The sequence below is a fragment of the Pseudonocardia pini genome (assembly GCF_013870575.1).
GTDB classification, from domain to species: Bacteria; Actinomycetota; Actinomycetes; order Mycobacteriales; family Pseudonocardiaceae; genus Pseudonocardia; species Pseudonocardia pini.
In genome coordinates this window covers 1-3074 of the sequence record NZ_JACBXB010000682.1, presented here as the reverse complement: position 1 = coordinate 3074, position 3074 = coordinate 1, and the positions used below count along the sequence as shown (strand labels likewise).

Below are 3074 nucleotides of genomic sequence, written 5' to 3'. Positions count from 1 at the left end.
TCGGGATCCGATGCTCGTCATCTGTGTGTCCTCCTCTGGCGCGCGCGTCCGGCCGTTGCCGGTGTCGCGTCGCGGGTTCTCTTCTCGGGGGTGGGCTCGGGGTGGGTCAGGGGGTCGCGGGCCGCCTCGGGCGCCGGGGCAGGCGGACCACCCCGACCGCGGCGACGAGGCAGAAGCCGAGGACCCACCAGAACGAGTCGGCGAAGGCGGCCGCCAGGTCGGGCCCGCGGGCGTCGAGGCGGTTCTGCAGGATGACCGCGAGGACCGCCGTGCCCAGTGAGCCGCCGATCGTGTTCAGCAGGTTGAGCGCCGTCGACGCCCGGGGCACCTCGGCGCGGTCGATCGTGCTGTAGACGATCGTCATCACCGGGGCGCCGATCATGGCGATCCCCAGGCCCCGGACGAACAGCGAGGCCGCGAGCAGCGCGTCCGGCGGTGGCGTCTGGACCTGCGTCAGCACGATGGAGCCCAGCGCGATCAGCCCGACCCCGGTGATCACGATCGCGCGCGGCGCCACCCGGTCGATGATCCGGCTGACCGTCAGCGACGCGAGGATCGCGCCGATGCCCTGGGGGACCATCAGCAGGGCGGCGCCCCACGGGGTGAGGCCGCGCGCCGTCTGCAGGTAGAGGGGCAGCAGGAACAGGGTGCCGACCACCGAGGCGCCGAGGATGACCAGCGCCAGCGCGGCGGCCCCCAGCGGGGGCCGGGTGAACATCCGGGGGTCCAGCAGCGGGGCGTGGTGGCGCAGCCCGTGCACGACGAACCCGACCAGCATCCCGGCTCCGACGACGATCGCCCCGATGCTCAGCGCCGGGGTCGTCGACGTCTCGATGTGCGCGAGGCCGGTGAGGCCGAACATCAGGAACGCGAGCCCGGGGGACAGCAGCGCGGCGCCGACGACGTCGAACGGCACGTCCGAGCCCGCCGGGGCGTCCCGGTCGACGAACCGGGTCGCGAGCACGACCGCGACGAGGCCGATCGGCAGGTTGACGTAGAACAGCCACGGCCACGGGGCCGCGGCCAGGATCCCGCCCGCCGCCACCGGTCCGAGCAGCGGCGTGAGCAACGGGACCATGCCGACGATGCTGATGATGCGCCCGATCCGGCTGGGCCCCGCCGCCCGGGCGAGCAGGGTCTGGCCGGTGGGGGGCAGCAGGCCGCCGCCGAGCCCCTGGATCACCCGGAAGACGATCATGCTCTCGACCGACCAGGACAGCGCGCACAGCAGGGAGCCCGCCAGGAAGACGACGATCGCGCCCATCCAGGTGCGGCGCCCGCCGATCCGGTCGACCAGCCAGCCGGAGGCGGGGACGACCGCCACCACGGCGAGCAGGTAGGCCGTGGTCACCCACTGGATCTCGGTGACCGAGGCGTTCAGGTCCTGCGCCATCGTGTCGATCCCGACCGTCACGATGGTGGCGTCCAGGGACGACATGAACGTCCCGAGCACGAGGATGAACGCGGTGCGCACCAGCGGCGCGTCGATCCGGGACTCTGTGGTGTTCACGAACGGGCCAGCCTCTCCAGCACATCGCCGGGTCGATCGGTGAAGGTGTCCGCCTGCGCGAGCGCCTCGAGGGCGCGCTCGAGATCGGTGGCGATCGCGGCGGCGGTGGCGGTGTCCAGGAGCCCCGCGCGGTGCGTCAGCACGACGATCCAGGCTCCCGACTCCGGGATGACGGTGACGGTGAGCGGGTAGTGGGTCGTGCCGGTGCCCCGCACCCCGACGACCCGCAGCCCCGGTGCCGGGGCCTGCAGCGTGCTGGGGTCGGACGGGTAGTTCTCGAACACCACCAGGCTGTCGACGAGTGGCTCGCGCCCGACGAGCCGCTCCAGGGCGGGCAGCCCGACGTGCTGGTGCGGGGCCAGGGCGAACTGCCGGGACTGCAGGTCGACCAGGGCCGCGGCGAGCGTGCCCCCGCCCGACACACCGGTGCCGTCGAGCCGGACCCGGACGGGCACGGTGCCCGCGAGCAGACCGAGGATCTCCTCGACCCCGTCGACCTCGGGCGGCCGCCCGGACACCATCGCGCCGAAGCAGACGTCCCGCTGCGCGGACCGGGCCGCCAGGACCAGCGCCCAGGCCCCCTGCAACGCGGAGTTGGGGGTCAGGCCGTGGGCGGCCGCCGCGGCGGTGATCGCCGCGACCCGCTCCGGCTGCACGTGCAGGACCGTCGGGGGCGGGGCCGATCCGGTGTCCTCGGCGGTCGCGGTGTCGGGATCGGGAAGGTGCAGGCCGGTCCGGGGACCGATCCCGTCCAGCTCCGCCGCCCACGCCGCGAGGTCCGCGGTGTCGTCGCGGGCGGCACGCCACTCGAGGTAGCGGGTGAACGGGACGGGCTCGGCGGCCCTGGCGGTGTCGCCCCCGGTCCGGGCCGCGTACCCGGCGAAGACCTCGGCGAGCATCCGGGGTGCCGACCAGCCGTCGGAGATCACGTGATGGCTGGTCAGCACCAGGGTGGCCTCGGGAGAGCCGTCCTCGGTCGTGCGCCGCACCACGGTGAGCCGCAGCAGCGGCCCCGTGGCGAGGTCGAACGGTTCGGCGAGGTCGGCGGCCACGACGGCGTCGACCTCCTCGGTCGTGGTCACCGTGACCTCGCGGCACCGCGGCCGGGCGTCGGCGAGGACGACCCCGACGTCGAGGTCGGCGGGGAACACCGCCCCCAGGTTGGGGTGCCGCGCCACCAGGTCGTCGGCCGCGGCGTGGATCGCCGCGACGTCGAGGGGACCGATGAGCGTGAACGCCGCCTGCACCACGTACGGGGCGGCCGCGCCCGAGTGGGCGCGGGAACGCCGCAGCATCACCTCCTGCTGGGGGGTGATCGGCTGCACGTCGGCCACCCGGGCCGGGGCGTAGCGCGCCGTGAGCCCGGCGAGCGCCGCTCGGTCGAGACCGGAGAGCGGCACGTCCGACGGGGTCAGGCCGACACCCGCGCGCACCAGGGGATCCGTCGCCAGCTCGACGAGCGCCTCCCGCATCCGGGCGGCGATCGCCTCGGGCTCCCGGTCGGGGAAGGCCGCGGCGGGCCAGGTGAACCGGATCCCCAGCTCCGTGCCCCCGCCGGTCGCTC

2 protein-coding genes are annotated in these 3074 nt (G+C 74.8%); both read right to left on the bottom strand.

Annotated elements, in window-relative coordinates; genetic code table 11:
* Positions 1-106 precede the first annotated feature (106 nt).
* Positions 107-1510, bottom strand: coding sequence for a DHA2 family efflux MFS transporter permease subunit (locus tag H5J29_RS27100; RefSeq protein WP_312858436.1), 1404 nt, complete (start codon positions 1508-1510; stop codon positions 107-109).
* Positions 1507-3074: condensation domain-containing protein (locus H5J29_RS27095; RefSeq protein WP_246394347.1), on the bottom strand; the 1568-nt coding region annotated here is incomplete at its 5' end. The genes H5J29_RS27100 and H5J29_RS27095, both read right to left, overlap by 4 nt.